This is a genomic window from Mesorhizobium sp. YL-MeA3-2017 (genome assembly GCF_030814575.1).
Taxonomy (GTDB): Bacteria; Pseudomonadota; Alphaproteobacteria; order Rhizobiales; family Rhizobiaceae; genus Mesorhizobium; species Mesorhizobium terrae.
On sequence record NZ_JAUSVH010000001.1, the window covers coordinates 4309223 to 4329605 of the forward strand.

Genomic DNA, 20383 nt, shown 5'->3' on the forward strand with positions numbered 1-20383 from the left:
GGTGGGCAGTCGGCAGTCGGGAATGGGCGATCTGCAGCTGTATTGGGCAACTTGCCAATGAATTTACGACTTGCGCTCGACGGGAAGGCAACGGAGCAGTCTCCGACTGCCGACTGCCGACTGCCGACTGCCGACTGCCGACTGCCGACTGCCGACTGCCGACTGCCGACTGCCGACTGCCGACTGCCGACTGCCGACTGCCGACTGCCTCATGCAACCACAATCGGCACCTTGGTCGGCGAGGCACGGACGCGGTTATAGAGGTCGATGACGTCCTGGTTGATCATGCGCACGCAACCGGACGAGGCCTGGGTGCCGATGGTCCACCACTCGGGCGAGCCGTGCACGCGATAGCCGGTATCCTGGCCGTCCTTGTAGATGTAGTGCGCGCGGGCGCCGAGCGGGTTGTCGAGGCCGCCCGGCTGGCCGCTCGCCCATTTCACCAGCTCCGGCTTGCGCGCGATCATTTCCCTGGGCGGCGTCCAGGTCGGCCATTCCTTGGTGTACTGGATCACGGCGCGGCCGCTCCATTCGAAGCCGGCCTTGCCGATGCCGACGCCGTAGCGCACGGCCTCGCCACCTTCCTGCACCCAGTAGAGATGCCGCTCGTTAAGCCGCACGACGATGGTACCGGGTGCCTCGCCGGTCGGGTCGACGACGATCTGGCGGCGAAACTCCTGCTTGACCTTCTGGAAGGGAATGGCCGGCACGACGAAGCCGTTGTCGGTCAGCGAGGCGTACATGGTGCCGTTGTCGGTGATGTTCTTGTCGACGCTGATCGGCGGGATCGGGCGGATCGAGCCGGTCGACATGTCGTCGAGCTGGGGCATGCCGCCCGACGGTCCGACCGGACCGAGCGAGGGGATATCGAGGGTCTGCGAGCAGCCGGAGGCGCCAAGCAGGGTCATCACGCCGAGGCCTGAAAGCACGGCGCGGCGCGAGATGAGGTGGTCGGATTCCGGGCTGGCGACGCCGGATGAATGCGTCAGGTCTTGCGGTTTACGCATGCACTCTTTACCCCAAACGAACAGCCGGGATCACATGCCCGGCGATAGAGCGCATTTTCAGGATTCATGGTTTAAAAAGCGTGAAAGCCTTGGGTGGCTTGGATTTGCGCTTCAGACAAGCCAGCGTGGCCGGTGATTTTGGACGCTTGGAAAGGTGCCAGGCATCAAAAGACCTCGGTTCCGTCACAATGCCGGCACGGCTCCCGGCTATCCGTTTCCCCGATCCTAAAGAGTTGATTTCGAACCTGGAACGGGCCTTCGCATGGCGGACCGCAACGACCGATATGGCACTGCTTTCAGCGGCCATCATGGCCATCGCGTGCGTTGCCGCCATCGCTGCAACGAGCGTGCCGACCGGCGCGAATTGACGCCCGTCTGCGCTTCTCGAAATTGCTGGAAAAACCTCTTTACATCGGCCTGAAGGCAGGGATTTATCCTCTTCTTTAACAGGAGAGATCCATGTCTTTCGAGAATTGGGCGGCCTTCGCCGCCGCGTCCTCCATCCTGCTTCTCATTCCCGGGCCAACCATCCTGCTCGTCGTTTCCTACGCGCTGGGACAAGGCTGGCGCACGGCGCTGCCCATGGCGGTCGGCGTGGCGCTGGGTGATTTCACCGCCATGACGCTGTCGATGCTCGGCATCGGCGCTCTGTTGGCCGCCTCGGCCACGGTGTTCACCGTGCTCAAGGTGATCGGCGCCGCCTATCTCGTCTATCTCGGCATCAAGCTGTTCCGGGCCGGCGGTGCGCTGGAAGCCACGCCGCGCCACGACGCCGTTTCGGCGGCCAGGATGATGGGCCATGCCTGGCTGGTCACCGCGCTCAATCCCAAGAGCATCACCTTCTTTGTCGCCTTCCTGCCGCAGTTCCTTGACCGGCACGGCAATTTCTGGACGCAGATGATGATCTTCGAGGCGACCTTCCTGACGCTCGCCTTCGCCAATGCCTTTGGTTACGCGCTGGTCGCCTCGCGAGCCCGCAACATCGTGCGCAATCCGAAAGCCATCCGCATTTTCAACCGCACCGGCGGCACGCTGCTGGTCGGCGCTGGCATCGCCACCGTGGCGATGCGGTCGGGCAACTGATGCCGCGGGCGGGGCCGAGATCCGGCCCCGCAACCGCACTCACCATTTGACGCTGAGACCGAGATTGCCTTCCCACACGCGCCGTTTGTCGCCGCCGAGATTGGTGGTGTAATCGGCGGTGGCGAAGACGCTCAGCGTGTCCGACAGTTTCGCCACCACGCCGCCACCCAGTTCCAGCGAGGTGCCGCCGCGTTCGGCCGAGATCGGGTCCGCGCCGAAGTCCAGTTGGTCGGTGCCGCCGAAGTCATGCCAGAGATTGGCCTTGAGGTAGGGCTGCACGACGGCGCTGCCGGCTGGCATGGTTCCTTGCAGGCGCAGGCCGAGACGACCGGTGAGGCTGTTGTCATTGTCGAAGGAGACGGACGAGAAGCGGTCGGCCTTACCGTCGAGCGACAGGTGCTGCCAGATCAGCTGCGCCTGCGGTTCCAGCGACCAGTCGGCGTCCAGCGGAATTGGATAGCCGCCCTCGAGTGAAAGCGTGACGCCCGTACCGTCGACATTGATGCCGATATCGCGGTTCGACGTCGCCTTGCCGTTGAACCAGGTGCCCATGGCGACGCCGTCCAGATACCAGCCGCCGGGGCCGATATGGGTCCAGTAGGCACCGAACGACGTGCCACCCATGTCCAGTTTTCCGACGCTGAGATTGTTCCAGCCAAGCGCCTGGCCGCGGATGTCGCCATCCATGCGGGTATGGCCGATGAACAGACCGGCCCGGTTCTCGTGACCGGAGGGGCCTTCCCAGCCGATCAGGTCGGTGCCCGCCTGGAAGCCGAAAAGATGTCCGTCGAAAGTCGGCGAGACGGTGCCGCCCCAACTGACTTCCGCGTTCTGGCCAAAGAGGCGCCCCCAGCTGGCGGGCACCATGCCGACGCCACCGAGCAGGGATTGCTCGCCGCGCCGTTCGTGGAACGTGCCGAGCGTAGCGCTCATCAGATGGTAACCGGCGGGGGGCAGTGCCGCGTAGGTCGGCACTTCGACGCGATAGAGCGGAACGACATCGCCGATCACCGGAGTGGCGCCGGGTGAGGGCGGTGCGACGCCTGGCGATGGAAGCGGCGTAACCTCCGTTGACACTTCCGGCGGCGGCGGTGGCGGTTCAGCTGGCGGAACTGCCGGTGGCGGAGGCGGGGCGACCGGTGCGGCGTCGGTCGGCTGGACCGGCGGAGCGGGATCGACGGGGTTCGGATTGGCTGGTGTCGATTCCGGCGGCACCGGCGGCGGCGGGGTTACAGGTGGCGGAGCCGGCGGCTCCGGCGCGGGCGCCACCGGTTGCGGTGGCGGCGGTGCAGGCTCCAGCACGCCTGGACCGGGCGCTACTGTCGGCGGTGGTTCGGTAGAGGGCGTGTTCACGAGGGTGGAGCGCAAATACCAGTTCTCCGCGCTGCCGGCGGTGACGCCGCCTCTGAACAGGAAGTACTCGTAGGCGCCGGCCGCTACCGGCCCGTTCAACGCAAAGGCGTTGCTTGCCGTGGTGCCGCCATTGACCGCCTGCACCACCATGATGCCGTTCTGCGTGGTGGCGGCTCCCGCGCCGCCGACATTGATGACGCTGATGCTGGTTTCGCCGCTCGCCTTGCCGCCGGAAACCACCAGCTTGTCGGAGGCGGAACTATCGTCGCCAAGCGCCGTTTGCAGCAGGAGCAGACCGTTGTTGCCGGTGTAGTTGCCGGCGATGGTGAAGGTGTCGGTCAGGCTGTTGCCGCCATTGGTGAGATCAATGCGCCCGGCATTGATGACATTGGCCATTTGCCCGGCGGTGAAGGCCGAGACCCCGCCATTGGCGCCGCCACCGTAGAGCGTGCTGGCCACGTCGACCGTCAGCGTCCCGGTTCCCGTGCCGGGATCGCCGAGCGTCAACGTGCCGTCGAAGACAAGCTGCGTGTCGTTCGTGGCGCTGATCGTTTCCCAGTTCTGCAGCCTGGCGATGCCGGTCATGCTGACATTGGAAAGGGTGAGCGTATCGACGCCGAGTCCGCCGCTGATCGCTTTGGTGGCGCCCAGATTGCCATTGTTAAGATTGCTCAGCGTGGCGGTGTCGTTGTCGCCGCCGAGGTCGATCGTGCCGTAGATGATGCCGCCATTGTTCCAGGTGAACGTGTCCTGGCCGACGCTCATCAGCACGTCGCCGCCGATCGAGCCGCCGGTGACGGTGACGCTGTCATTGCCGCCACTGGTGCTGATGTTGCCGCCGATCGTGCCGCCCGAAACGATGATGATGTCGTCGTCGAAGCCGGTCACGAGATTGCGGTCGATGATGCCGCCCGACATGTTGAAATAGTTCTTGTCGAGTTTCATGTTGACGCGGCCGATGCGGCCGCCGGTCATGATCGCGTAGTCGCCATCGTCGAAGAAATCGACGATGCGCCCACCTGACATGAAGAAAGTGTCGCGTGCGTCGCCTTGATTGAGCGAGCCGATTTGGCCGCCGGTCATCTGGAAATCGTCGATGCCTCCGCCTTGCTGGACATTGCCGATCACCGTTCCGGCGCTGATGATGAAAGAATCGGGGCCGTCGCCCTCATCTACCGTGCCGGTGATGGTGCCGGAATGCATCTCGATGCGGTCGGCGCCGGCGCCATAGGTGACGTTGCCGGTGATCTGGCCGGTGCCGCCGGCCGGAAAAATCAGCGTGTTGTTGCCACTCGTGTCGACGAGGTTTCCAACGGTTGTGCCGCTGTCGCAGATGACGGTGTCGTTGCCTGGAGAAGAGGAGAGGATGCAGGCGGCTGACGCCGGCGAGAGCGGTGCAATACCGAGCAGGAGTGATGTCGAAGCCAGCAAAGTCAGTTTTCGGGCGGCAGAAGTTCTAGCCCGCTTGGCCGCGGCCGAAATACATTGCTGCATCAATATGTTCCCCTCGAAAATCGCTTAAATGACGCTTGCTCGCCGACCTTCCACTCTTGAAACCCCATGACCGTCCCGGTCACCCCGCCTGGCCGATTGCCACAAAGAAGCCATGATTTGCCCTGCGCCTCCAAACACAGTTCGTTTCCATGGTTTATAATTTGCGAATATTAGGAATAACCAAGATGAAGACGACAGACACAACCGGCCTCGCGCTTTCGGGCACCTCGGAAACGGCCCTGCAGCACTATCTGCGCGGGGTTGGCGAGTTGCAGCGCTTCGTCGGCGATCCCGTTGGTTCGGCCGACGCCGCGATCGCCGAAGCGCCTGGTTTCGTCATGGCGCATGTATTGAAGGGGTATCTGTTCGGCCTGTCGACCGAGCGCGAGGCAATGGCGGTTGCCCGCTCCTGTCATCAGGCGGCGCTGCCGCTAGCCGCCAGCGCCCGCGAGCAGGGCCATGTCGCCGCGCTCGGGCATTTGGCGGCCGGGCGCTGGCACGAGGCGGCGCGTATCCTTGAGGATATCGCCATCGAGTTTCCGCTCGATGCGCTTGCCCTGCAGGCCGGCCACCAGATCGATTTCTTCACCGGCAACGCCCGCATGCTGCGGGACCGTATCAGCCGTGCACTGCCGGTCTGGAACAAGGCCTTGCCAGGCTATCACGCCATTCTCGGCATGCAGGCGTTCGGGCTTGAGGAGATGGGCGATTATCAGCGCGCCGAACGGTTCGGCCGCCAAGCGATCGAACTCGAACCGCGTGATGGCTGGGCTCAGCACGCGGTGGCTCACGTCATGGAGATGCAGAGCCGGCAGCGCGATGGCATCGCCTGGATGCGGTCGAATAGAGACGGCTGGACGAAGGAGAGCTTTCTCCAGGTGCACAATTGGTGGCACCTCGCGCTGTTCCACTATGATCTCGGCGAGACGGACGAGGTGCTGTCGCTGTTCGACGGGCCGATCTACGGCAAGCGATCGACACTCGCGCTCAACATGGTCGATGCCTCGGCGATCCTGTGGCGCCTGCATCTCGGCGGCGTCGATGTCGGCGACCGCTGGGTGGCGCTCGCCGCCAACTGGACGCCAAAGGCGGCGGCCGGCAACTATGCCTTCAACGACGCACACGCGATGATGGCCTTTGTCGGAGCCGGGTTGGAGACACCGGCCCAAACCCTGCTGGAAGCCCAGCGCGAGGCGATGTCAGCCAGCGACGACAATGCCGCCTTCACCCGCGATGTCGGTCATCCGGTCACGCTGGCCGTAAAGGCCTTCGGCGATGGCAATTACGCCGAGACGGTGCGGTTGCTGCGGCCGATCCGCGCCGTCGCGCCCGCATTCGGTGGTAGCCATGCGCAGCGCGACGTAATCGATCTGACGCTGATCGAGGCCGCCCTGCGCGACGGCGATGTGCCGCTGGCAAGGGCGCTGAGCGCCGAACGCGCGCTCGCCCGCCCGGAGAGCCCGCTGTCCGCCTTGTTCACGCGCCGCGCCACCGCTCTCGACATGAATTGACGCGACGCCAGCCTTACAGTAAAACCTGCCTGACTATATTTTTCGAGACTCGAAAAAAAGATGAGCAAGTGCTGAAAGGCTTTCAGGCCTCGAAGTGTCTTGGGGAGGTTTTCGGGTCTCGGTAAGCTGGTGCCGGTCCGCAGGCAGGCGGACCGAACGGGAGGAGAAGGCATGTATCTCGGGCTCGATCTCGGCACGTCCGGCGTCAAGGCGCTGCTCATCGACGGGCGGCAGGCTGTCATCGGCTCCGGTCATGCCTCGCTGGACGTGTCGCGTCCGCATCATGGCTGGTCGGAACAGGATCCCGCCGAATGGGTCCGTGCCTGCCGCCAGGCGATCGCCGAACTGAAGGCCGCTCATTCTCGCGAATTCGCGGCCATCAAGGGCATCGGCCTGTCCGGTCAGATGCATGGCGCGACGCTGCTCGATGCCGGCGACGCGGTGCTGCGCCCCTGCATTTTGTGGAACGATACGCGCAGCTTTGCCGAAGCGGCCAAGCTGGACGCCGATCCGCGTTTCCGCAAGCTCACCGGCAACATCGTTTTCCCGGGCTTTACCGCGCCGAAACTGGCCTGGGTGAAAGCCAATGAGCCGGCCGTCTTCGCCCGGGTGGCGAAGGTGCTTTTGCCGAAGGACTATCTCAGGCTCTGGCTGACCGGCGAGCATATTTCGGAAATGTCGGACGCGGCCGGCACCTCCTGGCTCGATGTCGAAAAGCGGCGCTGGTCACCGGAGCTACTTGCCGCCACCGAGCTCGATGAAAGCCATATGCCTACGCTCGTCGAGGGCACCGACAGGGCGGGCGGGTTGCGTGCCGAACTGGCCGCCGAGTGGGGTTTGACCCCGGGCATTCCGGTCGCCGGCGGCGCGGGAGACAATGCCGCCTCCGCCTGCGGCATGGGTACGGTCGGTGCCGGTCATGCCTTCGTTTCGCTGGGCACGTCGGGCGTGCTGTTTGCGGCCAATGCCGCCTATCTGCCCAATCCCGAAAGCGCGGTGCACACCTTCTGCCACGCTCTGCCGCAGACATGGCACCAGATGGGCGTGATCCTGTCCGCCACGGATTCGCTCAACTGGCTGTCGGAGATCACCGGCAAGGGCGCCGGCGAACTGACGGCCGAGCTTGGCGATACGCTGAAAACGCCGAGCGGCGTTTCCTTCCTGCCCTACCTGTCCGGCGAGCGCACGCCGCACAACGATGCCGCCATTCGTGGCGCCTTTGTCGGCCTGGCGCATGAATCGAGCCGTTCGGCGCTCACCCAAGCAGTGCTGGAAGGCGTAGCCTTTGCCTTCCGCGACAGCCTCGAGGCCTTGCGCAAGGCCGGAACGACGCTGGAGCGGGTCACGGCAATCGGTGGTGGCTCGCGTTCGCGCTACTGGCTGAAGGCAATCGCCACGGCGCTGGGTATTCCAGTCGATGTGCCGGCCGATGGCGATTTCGGCGCTGCCTTTGGCGCGGCGCGGCTCGGGCTGATCGCCGCGACCGGGGCCGATCCGCTTGCCGTCTGCACGGCCCCGGCCGTTGCCGCGACCGTCGAGCCCGAAAAGGCCCTGGCCGCGGCTTTCGAGGACGCCTATCGGCGGTACGGCGCCCTCTATCCGGCGATCAGGGGGACGATGTGACCGGCCGGACTGCGCCTGCGCCGACGGGCCCGTGCCCGTCGCCTTTCGCTTTATTGGGCGGGAATTTTGTCGAGGAAGCCGGTGACTGTCTTCAGCCGGCCGTTCTCGACAAAGCCGATGTCGGTGCCTTCGATGACCGAATCCACGCCCTCCGGTCCGAGGTTCCAGGAAAAGCGGATGAACTCGCCGAAACCGTCCGGCGTGCCGCGCAGCGAGAAGCGGAAGCCGGGGAAGCGCTGCTGCACACCTTCGATCAGCGCGGTGAGGCCGGCATGGCCGTCGCCCTGCATGATCGGGTCGCGGTAGCTGACATCGTTGGTGAAGGCCGCGTCGAGCAGGCCGACCCGACGCGCCGCATCGGTTTCGTTCCAGGCGGCGATGTAGTTGTGGGTGATGGCGGCGAGGTCGGTCATGGTCCGTTTCCTTTGTTTCGGGTTTCGACACGAGCCTTTTCGCCCGTCCCGCAAACGGAACCAATTACGCGGCAGGTAATCGGCACGATGTCGATGGGGCCGTTGTCCCGGATAGCGGGCAGGGCCCGTCCAAAGCATTCCAGAGGAGAAAGAGCATGAGCACCGGTTTCTTCGGCGATGTTGGCAAGATCGGCTATGAAGGGCCGGATTCGACCAATCCGCTCGCCTATCGTTTCTACAACAAGGACGAGGTGGTGCTCGGCAAGCGGCTGGAAGACCATCTGCGCTTCGCCGTCGCCTACTGGCATTCCTTTGCGTGGCCGGGTGGCGATCCGTTCGGTGGACAGACCTTCGAGCGGCCATGGTTCGGCGACACGATGCAGGCGGCTAAGCTGAAAGCCGACGTCGCCTTCGAAATGCTGTCGTTGCTCGGCGTGCCTTATTATTGCTTCCACGACGCCGACGTTCGGCCGGAGGGCGCAACCTTCGCCGAAAGCGCTACGCGGCTCGACGAGATCGCCGATGTCTTCGAAGCCAGGCAGAGCGAGACCGGCGTCAAGCTTCTGTGGGGCACCGCCAACCTGTTCTCTCACCGCCGCTACATGGCCGGTGCCGCCACCAATCCCGACCCGGAAGTGTTTTATTACGCAGCTGCCACGGTCAAGAAATGCATCGATGTCACCAAACGCCTCGGCGGCGAAAACTATGTGCTGTGGGGCGGCCGCGAGGGCTACGAGACCCTGCTCAACACCGATCTCAAGCGCGAGCGCGAGCAGGCCGGCCGCTTCCTGTCCATGGTGGTCGACTACAAGCACAGGATCGGCTTCAAGGGCACCATCCTGATTGAGCCGAAGCCACAGGAGCCGACCAAGCACCAGTACGATTACGACGTCGCCACGGTCTACGGTTTCCTCAAGGATTTCGGGCTGGAGAAGGAGGTCAAGGTCAATATCGAGCAGGGTCACGCCATCCTGGCCGGACACTCGTTCGAGCATGAGCTGGCGCTGGCCGATGCGCTCGGCATCTTCGGTTCCATCGACATGAACCGCAACGACTACCAGTCGGGCTGGGATACCGACCAGTTCCCGAACAACGTGCCGGAAATGGCGCTCGCCTACTATCAGGTGCTTCAGGCCGGCGGCTTCACCACCGGTGGCACCAATTTCGACGCCAAGCTGCGCCGTCAGTCGCTCGACCCGCAGGACCTGCTGATCGCTCATATCGGGGGCATGGACTGCTGCGCGCGTGGGCTCAAGGCCGCCGCGCGCATGATCGAGGACAAGGCGCTGTCGGCTCCGCTCGAGGCGCGTTACGCGGGCTGGGCCAATCCGCAAGCCAGCAAGGTTCTTGCGGGCAGCGTCACGCTGGAGGATCTATCGGCGAAGGTGCTCAAGGACGGGATCGAGCCTGAACCCCGCTCCGGCCGGCAGGAATATCTGGAGAATGTCGTCAACCGGTATGTCTGACAGCGCTGGCATAAAGCGCGGCGGGATCACCATCAGGCGCGGGATCGAAGCCGATTTCCCGGGCCTGAAGCGTGTGCTGCAGGAAACCTTCGAGAGCACCTGGCTGCCGGAAATCACCCCGGCTGCCGCGCGCAACTATGTCGAAGGCAATGTCGGCCACCGTTTCGTGGACGAACAGGGCCGTAATTTCCTCGTCGCGCTGGTCGGTGGCGAGGTTGCCGGGCTCGTCAACTGGCGGGACGATTTCATCGATGCCTTGCATGTCGGTTCGCGTCACCAGCGTCTCGGCGTCGGTCGCGCCCTGATGGTGGAGGCCGAGAAAGCCATCGAGGCGTCCGGCTACATCCAGGTTCGGCTGGAGACCGACAGCTTCAACCAACAAAGCCAGGCCTTCTACAAAGCGCTGGGCTACGAGGAAAAAGACCGCTATCCCGACCTTGAATGGGAGAGCGGATTGACAACGGTGTTGTTCGAAAAGAAATTCTAGGAACGGTTAGCCGGATAAGTCGTTGGCGGAATGAAATCACCGTTCCAGCACGATTTCGTGACTCAATTTTCTCAATCTGCCTTTCAATCGCCTTGAGCTTGCCTTCAAGAAGCCGTCACAGGTTTCCTATATACAGGCCTCGCCAACACGAATCGAAAGGAGGCGAAGAATGCAGATCGAACACGAAATCGACGCCCTTCTGTCGCGTGAGCATGCCGGTTCGATCATCGACCGGTTGATGTCGATGCCGCGTCCCAACGACGACGCCAAGGTATCGAACGAATGGGATCGCGCCGTGGCCGGCCGTTTCGAGATACACCTGGCCAAGCAGATGCGCGACCTGATCGACGGTGGAGACAACCGCCGCGCTGCCTGATCGGCGCGGCGTCAGCCGCGTCTCAACCTGACCGGCGCCTCGCCGAAAGCTCTTGAAAACGCTCTTGAGAATGCCGCAGCGGACGAAAAGCCCGTTCGCCCGGCGATGTCAGCCATGGCGATGCGTGTGTCCACCACCAGTCGTCTGGCGGCACCGAGCCTGAGCCTGAGGTAGTAGGCCCCGGGTGTTTCGCCGATCGAGGCTCGAAAGATGCTCTCCAGCGTGCGGGCAGTGATGCCCGCACGTCGGGCGATGGCCGCGATCGTCAGCGGTTGGTCGACATGCGCTTCCATCAGCCGGATCGCCTGCGCCAGGCGCGGATCGTAGCCATCGAGGCGGCCGAGCGAGACCAGGGGTTGCGCGTCGGTGGCGGCGCGCGCCTGATCGTAGATAAAGACCGAGGCGACATCGAGCGCCACAGCCATGCCAAGCCGCGAGCGCACCAGGTGTAGCATCAGGTCAAAGGTTGGCGAGGCGCCGCCCGAGGTGAAGACCGGACCGTCGATGACATAGCGGTCGGGGCGAACGTCGGTGCCGGGAAAGGCTGCGGTGAAATCCTCCATGTCTTCCCAGTGCGTGGTCGCGCTGCGCCCTTCGAGCAGTCCCGCACGCGCAACCAGCCATGTTCCGGCTTCGACGCCACCGACCGCGCGTGCCGTGCGCGCCGCGCGCCGCAAGCCGGAAAGCAGCGCCGAAGTCGCGTAGTTCTGCGTGCCGAAGCCAGCGATCACCACCAGCATGTCGGCGGCCTCGGCGGGGTCGAAGCGTCCGGACACAGCCACCGGCAGGCCACATGTCGTCACCGGTGCATCGCCCGTCATCGACACCAGCCGGTAGTCGAACAGCGTCTCGCCGGTGATGCGGTTTGCCGCGCGCAGCGGATCGACGGCGGAGGCCACGCACATGATCGACGAGCCGGAGAACACTAGCAGCGTCACCTTGAGCGGCGCGCGCTCGGCAAAAAAGATTGTCTGCCTTTCGGATTTGGCCATGTTTGTTTCGTAAAGCGCAAAGCAGACTTCGGCAAGCGGCGCAATGATCGGTGAAAAGCATTTCGGGAGGAAAGCTATGCCGCTTGCGATGAACCGCGAGGTCTTCATTACCTGTGCCGTGACCGGTTCCGGTGGCACGCAGGACCGCAGCCCGCATGTGCCGCGCTCGCCCAAGCAGATCGCCGATTCGGCTATCGAGGCGGCCAAGGCGGGTGCGGCGATCGTCCATTGCCATGTCCGCGATCCCGAGACAGGCAAGCCGCGCCGCGACGTGCATCTCTACCGTGAGGTGACCGAGCGCATCCGCGATGCCAATGTCGATGTGGTCTTGAACCTCACCGCCGGCATGGGCGGCGACATGGTGTTCGGCCCGGTTGAAAGCCCGCTGCCATTGAAGGAGCAGGGCACCGACATGGGCGGCGCCTCCAACCGCGTCGAACATGTGCGCCAGTGCCTGCCCGAAATCTGCACGCTCGACTGCGGCACGATGAATTTCAACGAAGCCGACTACGTCATGACCAACACGCCGGGCATGTTGCGTGCCATGGGCGGCATGATGACGGCGATGGGCGTCAAGCCGGAGATCGAGGCCTTCGACACCGGCCATCTCTGGTTCGCCAAGCAACTGGTCGAGGAGAAGATCCTGGCTCCCGACGCGCTGGTGCAGTTGTGCATGGGCGTGCCGTGGGGTGCGCCGGACGACCTCAACACCTTCATGGCCATGGTCAACAATGTGCCGAAGGAATGGACCTTCTCGGCCTTCGCGCTCGGCCGCAACCAGATGGCTTATGCCGCTGCGGCGGTGCTTGCCGGCGGTAACGTGCGCGTCGGTCTCGAAGACAATCTGTGGCTGGACAAGGGCGTGCTCGCCACCAACGCGCAACTGGTAGAGCGCGCGGTTTCTGTCGTCGAAAATCTGGGCGCCCGGGTCATCGGGCCGGAAGAGGTGCGCAAGAAGCTCAACCTCGTGAAGCGTGCGCCGATCGCGGCGTGATCGGAAAGTGTCGATCACGGAGAGGAGTTCGGCATGACCACGGTCAAATTCACCGCGATGAAGGATGGCGACAAGGACGACTATGCGTTCCTGACCGCCCATGAGATCGACTATGCCGCCAAGACAGGCGACCGCCTGCTCGACGCGCTCGTCCAACTCGACGAGGGATTGTCGGGTTACAAGATCAGCCGTCTCGGCCATTCGCTGCAGGCAGCCACACGCGCCTGGCGTGACGGCGCCGATACCGACTGGATCGCCTGCGCGCTCCTGCACGATATTGGCGACATATACGCGCCCTACAATCACGACGAATACGCGGCCACGATCCTGAAACCGTTCGTGCGCGAACAGTGCACCTGGGTGGTGGAAAAGCACGGCGACTTCCAGCGCCTCTATTACGCCCATCATCTCGGCGGTAATCGCCATGCGCGCGATAAGTTCACCGGCCATGCCTACTACGACGACTGCGACCAGTTCTGCGAACGCTGGGACCAGTCGAGTTTCGATCCCGACTACGAAACCCTTCCGATCGAGTTCTTCCGGCCCTTCGTCATCGAGGTCTTCGCCCGCAAGGCATACGATCCTTCCGTCATCCGTGCCGGCGAACGCGTCGCACTGGTCAACCCCGAAATCGCCAAGGAAAGAAGCGGAGCGCCCGCATGAGCACAATCGTCAAAGCAGCTGCCATCGGAGGCGGTGTCATCGGCGCGGGCTGGGTCGCGCGCCTCTTGCTCAACGGCATCGACGTTTCGATCTTCGACCCCGATCCTGAGGCCTCGCGCAAGGTCGCCGAGGTGATGAAGGGCGCGCGTCGCGCCTACAAGCAGATGGTTCCCGGCGGCCTGCCCAAGGAAGGCAAGCTGACCTTCGCCAAGACCATTGCCGAGGCGGTCGCCGACGCCGATTTCATCCAGGAAAGCGTGCCCGAGCGGCTCGACCTCAAGCACAAGGTGCTGGCCGAGATCGACCTGCATGCTCCCGCCAACGCGATTGTTGGCTCGTCCACCTCCGGCATCAAGCCGTCCGATATGCAGGTGGCGATGAAGAAACACCCCGAGCGGCTGGTGGTCGGCCATCCGTTCAATCCGGTCTATTTGCTGCCGATCGTCGAGATCGTCGGCGGCGCGCAGACCTTCCCGGAAGCGATCGAGGTCGCCAAGGAGATCTACGCGTCCATCGGTATGAAACCTGTCGTCATCCGCAAGGAGATCGAGGCTTTTGTGGGTGACCGCCTTCTGGAGGCGGCCTGGCGCGAGGCGCTGTGGCTGATCAAGGACGGCATCTGCACCGTCGAGGAACTCGACGACATCATGCGCTACGGCTTCGGCCTGCGCTGGGCGCAGATGGGCATGTTCCAGGTCTACCGCATCGCCGGCGGCGAGGCTGGCATGCGCCACTTCATGGCGCAGTTCGGCCCCTGCCTGCAATGGCCATGGACGAAGCTGACCAACGTGCCGGAATTCAACGACGAGCTGGTTGACCTGATCGCCGGCCAGTCCGACGACCAGTCGCAAAAATGGTCGATCCGCGAGCTGGAAAAGATCCGTGACGACAATCTCGTCGCGATCATGGATGCCCTGTCCAAACAGAACAAGGGCAAGGGCTGGGGCGCCGGCGCGCTGCACAAGAGCTATACCAAGCAGCTCGCCGACCTGGCTTCGATGAAGACGAAGACTTCGGCCGCCGCAGCGAAAGCCAAGGCGTCCAAGCCGGTGAAGAAGGCAGTCAAAAAGACCGCCGGAAAGAAGGGCTGAGCCATGGATTTCGGCCTGACCGAAGAACAGCAGCTCATCGTCGACACCACGCGTGCCTTTGTCGAGAACGAGCTCTACCCGCATGAACAGGAGGTTGAGCGCACTGGCCATCTGCGCATGGACCTCGTCAAGGAGCTGCAGGCCAAGGCGATCACCGCTGGTCTTTACGCGGCGAACATGCCGGCCGAAGTCGGCGGCGCCGGCCTCGATACGCTGACCTGGCTGCTCTACGAGAAGGAACTCGGCCGCGCCAACTATGCACTGCACTGGACCTGTGTCGCCAGGCCCTCGAACATCCTGCTCGCCGGTACGCCGGAGCAGCGGGAGAAATATCTCTTCCCCTGCATCCGCGGTGAAAAGTGGGATTGCCTGGCCATGACCGAGCCCGGTGCCGGCTCCGACCTGCGCGGCATGAAGGCGAGCGCGGTGGAGAAGGGCGGCGACTGGGTGCTGAACGGCACCAAGCATTTCATCTCGCATGCCGACATAGCCGATTTCGCCATCTGTTTCATGGCGTCGGGCGAAGAGGACAGCTCGCGCGGCAAGCGCAAGAAGATCACCGCTTTCTTCGTCGACAAGGGCACGCCCGGTTTCACCGTGCGCGACGGCTATCGCAATGTCTCGCACCGCGGTTACACCAATGCGGTCCTGGAATTCGACGACTGCCGTATCCCCAAGGAGCAGATACTGGGCGAAGTCCACAAGGGCTTCGAAGTTGCCAACAGCTGGCTCGGCGCCACCCGCTTGCAGGTCGCTTCGACCTGTCTCGGCCGCGCCGAGCGCGCGCTTCAGCACGCCATCGACTATGCCGCGCAGCGCGAGCAGTTCGGCCAGCAGATCGGCAAGTTCCAGGGCGTCTCTTTCAAGCTGGCCGATATGGCGATGGAATTGAAGGCGGCCGAACTCCTGACCCGCGAAGCCGGCTGGAAGTACGACCAGGGCACCGTGACCGACCAAGACATGGCGATGGCCAAGCTGAAGGCCACCGAGGTGCTCGCCTTCATCGCCGATGAGGCGATCCAGATCCATGGCGGCATGGGCCTGATGGACGATCTGCCGCTGGAGCGCATCTGGCGCGACGCCCGTGTCGAGCGTATCTGGGAAGGCACGTCCGAAATCCAGCGCCACATCATTTCCCGCGCCCTGTTGAGGGCGGTTGGGGGATAATCCAGCGAAATGGCGAAGACCGGCATCAGGGAAACCGACCTATATCTGCCTGTGAAGCGCCTGCTCGAAACGCAGGGCTACATGGTCAAGGGCGAGGTTGGCGCCGCCGACATCGTGGCGGTGCGCGATGGCGACGATCCGGTCATTGTCGAACTGAAGGCCGGCTTCTCGCTTTCCCTGTTTCATCAGGCCATCCAGCGTCAGACAATCAGCGACGCGGTCTACATCGCCGTGCCGCGTGGAACAGGCCGGGCTTCGCTGAAGGCGCTGGTCGACAACAGGAAGCTGTGCCGGCGGCTTGGTCTTGGCCTGATTACGGTCCGACTTGCGGATGGTTTCACGGAAATCCATTGCGATCCCGCGCCGTACAAGCCGCGGCAGTCGAAGCCACGCAAAACGCGGCTGCTGCGCGAATTCGAAAGATTGGTCGGCGATCCGAACCTCGGCGGCGCGACCCGCCGCAACCTGGTGACCGGCTACCGCCAGGAAGCACTGCGCTGCCTGAAACTGCTTGACGAACAGGGCCCGACAAAAGCGGCCGAAGTCGCTCGCCAGACGAATGTCGCGCATGCCCGCCGCCTGATGACCGACAACCACTATGGCTGGTTCGAGCGCGTCAGCGCCGGCATCTACGCGCTGAGCCCGAAAGGTGTGACGGCAACGTCGGAATATCTGTCCGAACTTGAAAATCTCCGCGCGGCGGCATCCGGCGCCGACAACATTTCTGTGATTGCAAAGCCATGACATTGCCTCGTATCCGCGACCTTTCCCGTTTGCTGCGTCCGAAATCCATCGCGGTTGTCGGCGGCGGCTTCTTTGCGCCCAACGTCGTCAAGCAATCGCTGAAGATGGGCTTTGCCGGCGAAATCTGGCCGGTCCACCCGACAAAGGACGAGGTCGCCGGGGTCAAGGCCTATCGTTCGCTCGCGGAGCTGCCGCACGCGCCGGATGCTACCTTCATCGGCGTCAATCGCCACCTCACCATCGACGTGGTGCGCGAATTGAGCGCGGCCGGTGCCGGCGGCGCCATCTGCTTCGCGGCCGGTTTTCGCGAGACCGCGCATTACGAGGCTGAAGGGCAGGATTTGCAGCAGGCGCTGATCGAAGCTGCCGGCGACATGCCGATCATCGGCCCGAACTGCTACGGGTTGATCAACTATGCCGACGGCGCGCTGTTGTGGCCCGACCAGCATGGCGGTCGCCGTTTGGTGGAAGGCGAGAAGGGCACCGCCATCATCACGCAATCCTCCAACATCGCATGCAACCTCACCATGCAGATGCGCGGCCTGCCGGTTGCTTTCCTGATGACGGCGGGCAATCAGGCGCAGACCGGTCTCTCCGAAATGGCGCTTGGCCTCATCGAGGACGACCGCGTTTCCAGCCTCGGCCTGCATATCGAGGGGTTCGACAAGGTCGACGGTTTCGAGCGGTTGGCGGCGCGGGCGCGCGAATTGAAGAAACCGATCGTCGCCATGAAGGTCGGCCGCTCCGAACAGGCGCGTGCCGCCACCATCTCGCACACTGCCTCGCTTGCGGGTTCAGACGCTGCGTCGGATGCTTTCCTCAAGCGGCTCGGCATTCCGCGCGTCGACACCATTCCGTCTTTCCTGGAGACGCTGAAGCTCCTGCACGCGGTAGGGCCGCTGGAGAAGCCGACCTTGTCCTCCATGAGTTGTTCCGGCGGAGAGGCATCCGTCATGGCCGATACAGCCGAGGGCCGGCTCGTGCATTTCCCGGCTTTGACTGAGGCGCATGGCGCGCGCGTGCAGGAGACGCTCGGCCCGCTCGTCGCTGTGGCCAATCCACTTGACTACAACACCTATATCTGGGGCAAGCAGGAGGCGCTGACGGCGACTTTCTCTGCGATGGTCTCGGGCGGTTTTGGCCTGAACATGCTGGTGCTGGATTTCCCGCGCACCGATCGCTGCTCGGACGCCGACTGGTGGCCGACGGTCAATGCTTTCGAGGAAGCGTTGAAGACCAACGGCGCGCGTGGCGCCATCGTTGCCTCGATGGGCGAAAACCTGTCGGAAGATCATTCCACTGAACTGCTCCGGCGCGGCATCGTGCCGATCCATGGTATAGCCGAAGCTTTTGATGCCGCCGAAGCAGCGGTCTTTGTCGGTGAAGCTTGGCGCAAGCCTGCCGTTCCCGCGTTGCTCGGAGGTCAATCCGGCGCGTTCGGGCAAGGCCGCAATACGCCCGATGAAGCCGCTGCAAAGGCCATGCTGGCGGCAGCCGGGCTGCCGGTGCCGCGCGGTCGTCGCGCGGCAAGCGTCGCCGAAGCCGTCGATGCGGCAGCTGCACTCGGTTTTCCGGTGGCGCTCAAGGCACTTGGCGTCGCCCACAAAAGCGAGCTTGGTGCTGTGCGCCTCAACCTCAAGAGCATCGAGGATGTGCGCGATGCCGCCACGGCACTGCTTCCGCTCGGTCGCGGTCTCTATGTCGAGGCCATGGTGGCGGGCGGCATCGCGGAGCTGATCGTCGGCCTGACCCGCGATCCGATCTTCGGCCCGGTGATGACGGTGGGAACTGGCGGCGTGCTGGTCGAACTTCTGAAGGACAGCGCCACGCTGCTCCTGCCTGCCACGCGACCCGAGATCGAGACGGCGCTGCGCAGCCTTAGACTGTTTCCGCTGCTCGACGGCTATCGCGGCCGGGCAAAAGCCGACCTTGGCGCGGCCATCGCGGCCATCGAGAAGATCGCCGGTTTCGCCATCGCCCATGCCGACGAGATCGAGGAACTGGACATCAACCCGCTGATCGTCTGCGCCGAAGGCAAGGGCGCATGGATCGCCGATGCATTGATGGTTACCACCGCCCACACGGCCACGGAAAAGATGGCAGGCGCTTTCGCCGAAGGAGAAGAAGAATGTCTGACGTCGTAACAACCCGCCGCGAGGGTGTCATCCTCGAAGTCACGCTCGATCGGCCGAAAGCCAATGCCATCGACCTGAAGACATCGCGCCTGCTGGGCGAAACCTTCAAGGCTTTCCGCGACGATCCGGAACTGCGCGTCGCCATCGTCAAGACCGCCGGCGACAAGTTCTTCTCGGCCGGCTGGGACCTGAAGGCGGCAGCCGCCGGTGACGCGGTGGATGGCGACTATGGCGTTGGCGGCTTTGCCGGCCTGCAGGAATTGCGCGACCTCAATAAGCCGGTCATCGCCTGCGTCAACGGCATGGCGGTGGGCGGCGGCTTCGAACTGGCGCTCTCTTGCGACCTGATCTACGCCTCCGACCATTCGAGCTTCGCGCTGCCGGAGATCCGCGCCGGCACGCTGGCCGATGCCGCCACCATCAAGCTGCCGAAGCGCATTCCCTATCACGTCGCCATGGACCTTTTGCTCACCGGCCGCTGGATGGACGTACAGGAGGCGCACCGCTGGGGCCTTGTAAACGAGGTGCTGCCGGCCGACAAACTTGAAGATCGCGTATGGGAGATTGCGCGCCTGCTGGCAGGCGGCCCGCCGCTTGTCTTCTCCGCCATCAAGGAGGTCGCGCGCGCGGCCGAGGCCATGACTTTCCAGGATGCCATGAACTGGATCACCAAGCGCCAGTTCCGCACCGTCGACGAGCTCTACGCCTCCGAAGACAATCTCGAAGGCTTCAAGGCTTTCGCCGAAAAGCGCGACCCGGTGTGGAAGGGAAGGTGAGCGGCCAACTGCCATGACCGACTATGCGAAGCTGATCGACGCCGAGACCTGGGCCTTCATCGAGAAGACCAATTCCTATTATCCGCCCGACACCATCGACTACACGATCGAGCAGCAGCGCGTCGTCTATGACCGCATGTGCCGCGAGTTCTTCGCCGGTTATCCCGAGGGCGTTACGGTGGAAACGACCGCGATCGAGACGCCTGATCGCGCCATTCCCATCCGCATCTATCGCCATCGGGACGAGGCAGCGAAGGCATTTGTGCTTTATTTCCACGGCGGCGGCTTCGTTGTCGGCGGTCTCGAAAGCCATGACGATGTCTGCGCAGAATTGTGTGCCCGAACCGGTTATGAGGTCGTCTCCGTCGACTATCGGTTGGCGCCGGAGCATCGCCACCCGGCCGCCTTCGACGACGCGGTGGCAGCGTTCCATTGGGCTGTCTCGAGCACTGCCTTGCCGATCCTGCTGGTCGGCGACAGCGCGGGGGGCAATCTGGCCTCGGCGGTTGCGCACGCCACGCGTGCCCACCCGCGCCGCGCAGTCGGCCAGGTGCTAATCTATCCCGGTCTCGGTGGCGATCAGACCAAGGGTTCTTACATCACCCACGCTGAAGCGCCGATGCTGACCATGCGGGATCTGATCTTCTACAAGGATATCCGCACCGGCGGTGAGGGCAGGATCGGCGATGCTACTCTCGCGCCGCTGCTCGATCGCGATTTTTCCGACCTGCCGCCCACCATCGTCATCACCGCCGAATGCGATCCACTGTCTTCGGATGGGGAGGCCTATAGGGACCGTATCCTCACCACCCGCGGCAAGGCTTTCTGGCATGAAGAACAAGGGTTGGTGCATGGCTATTTGCGCGCCCGCCATACGGTGAAGCGCGCCCGCGAAAGTTTTACGCGGATCGTCGAGGCAGTCGGCCGGCTGGGTGCTGGCGAATGGGTGTGGTGAGCCTACACCCTACGACGATGAGGCGCTGATCGACGGCCTGGGTTTCTCCCGCC

At 63.8% G+C, this 20383-nt stretch carries 19 protein-coding genes; 15 read left to right on the forward strand and 4 right to left on the reverse strand.

What is annotated here, in order from left to right; translation table 11 throughout:
• Positions 1 to 209: 209 nt before the first annotated feature.
• The gene (locus QFZ88_RS20300; RefSeq protein WP_024925891.1) at positions 210 to 1007 is read right to left on the reverse strand and encodes a L,D-transpeptidase; all 798 of its coding nucleotides are present in this window, start codon (positions 1005 to 1007) and stop codon (positions 210 to 212) included.
• Here QFZ88_RS20300 and QFZ88_RS20305 point away from each other — a divergent pair.
• Together QFZ88_RS20305 and QFZ88_RS20310 are read left to right on the forward strand one after the other, a co-directional pair.
• Positions 977 to 1375 carry a hypothetical protein gene (locus tag QFZ88_RS20305; protein WP_139116420.1) on the forward strand — a complete coding sequence of 133 codons (399 nt, stop codon included), beginning with the start codon at positions 977 to 979 and terminating at the stop codon, positions 1373 to 1375. The two genes, QFZ88_RS20300 and QFZ88_RS20305, sit on opposite strands and share 31 nt — an antisense overlap.
• Before the next feature lie 91 nt (positions 1376 to 1466).
• Positions 1467 to 2090, forward strand: a complete 624-nt coding sequence (locus QFZ88_RS20310; protein ID WP_024925893.1) for a LysE family translocator — start codon at positions 1467 to 1469, stop codon at positions 2088 to 2090.
• Between the two features lie 39 nt (positions 2091 to 2129).
• Here QFZ88_RS20310 and QFZ88_RS20315 read toward each other — a convergent pair whose 3' ends face one another.
• Positions 2130 to 4937 carry an autotransporter outer membrane beta-barrel domain-containing protein gene (locus QFZ88_RS20315; RefSeq protein ID WP_036255387.1) on the reverse strand — a complete coding sequence of 936 codons (2808 nt, stop codon included), beginning with the start codon at positions 4935 to 4937 and terminating at the stop codon, positions 2130 to 2132.
• Between the two features lie 185 nt (positions 4938 to 5122).
• Between QFZ88_RS20315 and QFZ88_RS20320 the strand changes: the two genes are divergently transcribed.
• Both QFZ88_RS20320 and xylB read left to right on the forward strand, forming a co-directional pair.
• On the forward strand, positions 5123 to 6448 hold the full coding sequence (locus QFZ88_RS20320; RefSeq protein WP_024925895.1) for a tetratricopeptide repeat protein: 1326 nt from the start codon (positions 5123 to 5125) through the stop codon (positions 6446 to 6448).
• A gap of 171 nt (positions 6449 to 6619) precedes the next feature.
• Positions 6620 to 8071, forward strand: coding sequence for a xylulokinase (xylB, locus tag QFZ88_RS20325; protein ID WP_024925896.1), 1452 nt, complete (start codon positions 6620 to 6622; stop codon positions 8069 to 8071).
• Positions 8072 to 8121: 50 nt separating this feature from the next.
• Here xylB and QFZ88_RS20330 read toward each other — a convergent pair whose 3' ends face one another.
• The gene (locus tag QFZ88_RS20330) at positions 8122 to 8484 is read right to left on the reverse strand and encodes a nuclear transport factor 2 family protein (RefSeq protein WP_024925897.1); all 363 of its coding nucleotides are present in this window, start codon (positions 8482 to 8484) and stop codon (positions 8122 to 8124) included.
• Between the two features lie 155 nt (positions 8485 to 8639).
• On the opposite strand from QFZ88_RS20330, the gene xylA reads away from it, so the two are divergent.
• From xylA to QFZ88_RS20345, 3 genes are all read left to right on the forward strand, one after another.
• Positions 8640 to 9950, forward strand: a complete 1311-nt coding sequence (gene xylA / locus QFZ88_RS20335; RefSeq protein ID WP_024925898.1) for a xylose isomerase — start codon at positions 8640 to 8642, stop codon at positions 9948 to 9950.
• On the forward strand, positions 9928 to 10437 hold the full coding sequence (locus tag QFZ88_RS20340) for a GNAT family N-acetyltransferase (protein WP_245317397.1): 510 nt from the start codon (positions 9928 to 9930) through the stop codon (positions 10435 to 10437). The genes xylA and QFZ88_RS20340 overlap by 23 nt, the downstream gene beginning before the upstream one ends.
• Before the next feature lie 169 nt (positions 10438 to 10606).
• Complete coding sequence (locus QFZ88_RS20345; protein WP_024925900.1) at positions 10607 to 10813, forward strand: hypothetical protein; 207 nt, start codon at positions 10607 to 10609, stop codon at positions 10811 to 10813.
• Positions 10814 to 10824: 11 nt separating this feature from the next.
• Here QFZ88_RS20345 and QFZ88_RS20350 read toward each other — a convergent pair whose 3' ends face one another.
• On the reverse strand, positions 10825 to 11805 hold the full coding sequence (locus tag QFZ88_RS20350) for a GlxA family transcriptional regulator (protein ID WP_024925901.1): 981 nt from the start codon (positions 11803 to 11805) through the stop codon (positions 10825 to 10827).
• Positions 11806 to 11881: 76 nt separating this feature from the next.
• Between QFZ88_RS20350 and QFZ88_RS20355 the strand changes: the two genes are divergently transcribed.
• From QFZ88_RS20355 to QFZ88_RS20390, 8 genes are read left to right on the forward strand one after another with little or no spacing between them, the layout of a single operon-like run.
• Complete coding sequence (locus QFZ88_RS20355; RefSeq protein WP_024925902.1) at positions 11882 to 12799, forward strand: 3-keto-5-aminohexanoate cleavage protein; 918 nt, start codon at positions 11882 to 11884, stop codon at positions 12797 to 12799.
• 33 nt (positions 12800 to 12832) lie between these two features.
• A complete protein-coding gene (locus tag QFZ88_RS20360; RefSeq protein ID WP_024925903.1) occupies positions 12833 to 13462 on the forward strand; it encodes an HD domain-containing protein in 630 nt (209 codons plus the stop codon).
• Positions 13459 to 14553 (forward strand): 3-hydroxyacyl-CoA dehydrogenase NAD-binding domain-containing protein, encoded by a 1095-nt coding sequence (locus QFZ88_RS20365; protein WP_024925904.1) that lies wholly within the window; start codon positions 13459 to 13461, stop codon positions 14551 to 14553. The genes QFZ88_RS20360 and QFZ88_RS20365 overlap by 4 nt, the downstream gene beginning before the upstream one ends.
• A gap of 3 nt (positions 14554 to 14556) precedes the next feature.
• Complete coding sequence (locus QFZ88_RS20370) at positions 14557 to 15720, forward strand: acyl-CoA dehydrogenase family protein (protein WP_024925905.1); 1164 nt, start codon at positions 14557 to 14559, stop codon at positions 15718 to 15720.
• 9 nt (positions 15721 to 15729) lie between these two features.
• Positions 15730 to 16464 carry a DUF2161 domain-containing phosphodiesterase gene (locus QFZ88_RS20375; RefSeq protein ID WP_024925906.1) on the forward strand — a complete coding sequence of 245 codons (735 nt, stop codon included), beginning with the start codon at positions 15730 to 15732 and terminating at the stop codon, positions 16462 to 16464.
• Entirely contained in the window at positions 16461 to 18608 is a 2148-nt protein-coding gene (locus QFZ88_RS20380; RefSeq protein ID WP_024925907.1) for an acetate--CoA ligase family protein, read from the forward strand. The genes QFZ88_RS20375 and QFZ88_RS20380 overlap by 4 nt, the downstream gene beginning before the upstream one ends.
• On the forward strand, positions 18593 to 19375 hold the full coding sequence (locus QFZ88_RS20385; RefSeq protein WP_024925908.1) for a carnitinyl-CoA dehydratase: 783 nt from the start codon (positions 18593 to 18595) through the stop codon (positions 19373 to 19375). The genes QFZ88_RS20380 and QFZ88_RS20385 overlap by 16 nt, the downstream gene beginning before the upstream one ends.
• Positions 19376 to 19388: 13 nt before the next feature.
• On the forward strand, positions 19389 to 20330 hold the full coding sequence (locus tag QFZ88_RS20390) for an alpha/beta hydrolase (RefSeq protein ID WP_024925909.1): 942 nt from the start codon (positions 19389 to 19391) through the stop codon (positions 20328 to 20330).
• Positions 20331 to 20383: the final 53 nt, after the last annotated feature.